At 37.0% G+C, this 506-nt stretch carries 2 protein-coding genes; both read right to left on the bottom strand.

Features of this window, described 5'->3' with window-relative positions:
- Nucleotides 1-259: branched chain amino acid aminotransferase (locus QGG57_07180; GenBank protein MDP7007933.1), on the bottom strand; the 259-nt coding region annotated here is incomplete at its 3' end.
- Nucleotides 256-506 (bottom strand): pyridoxal phosphate-dependent aminotransferase (locus QGG57_07175; protein ID MDP7007932.1); only part of this gene is annotated, 251 nt, incomplete at its 5' end. The genes QGG57_07180 and QGG57_07175, both read right to left, overlap by 4 nt.

The following is a 506-nucleotide window of genomic DNA, read 5'->3' as shown; positions in this document are numbered from 1 at the left end:
CATCTGCAGCTCTTTTAGCATTCATTTCAGGTCTGAACATCGCAATTCGCCCGTCATCCCATTTGTAGGCCTTCATTCCTTCAAAGAGTCCTTGACCATAGTTCAATACACCGGCAGCAGGAGACAGGCTCAAATTTTCAAAAGGAATTATTTTCCCATTTTTCCACTCACCACCTAAATCGCATTTTGCTACGTACATAGATCGAGTTCTAGTAAAACTGAAAGTCAAATTGTCAAAATCTATTTCGTTCGGTTTCACTTATTATTCTCCCTGAATTTTTTTAATCGATGCTCTAAAACAGGCATGTCTTTTTCACTTACAAAAGAGATACAAACCCGTAATCCTTCATGCCTATTTGAACCGGTCGATTTTAGAGTAATTGTTGAAATTCCATACTTCATTAATTCAATCATTAAATCAGTACCATCATAATTTGGATATGACATAGTCAAGTAGAATCCGTTCCCCACAGTTTCATCCATGTCTTTCTCATAAACCTGTTTGA

It is taken from the genome of Candidatus Poseidoniia archaeon (assembly GCA_030748895.1).
Lineage (GTDB): Archaea > Thermoplasmatota > Poseidoniia > MGIII > CG-Epi1 > UBA8886.
This window is presented reverse-complemented; position numbering and strand designations above follow the sequence as displayed.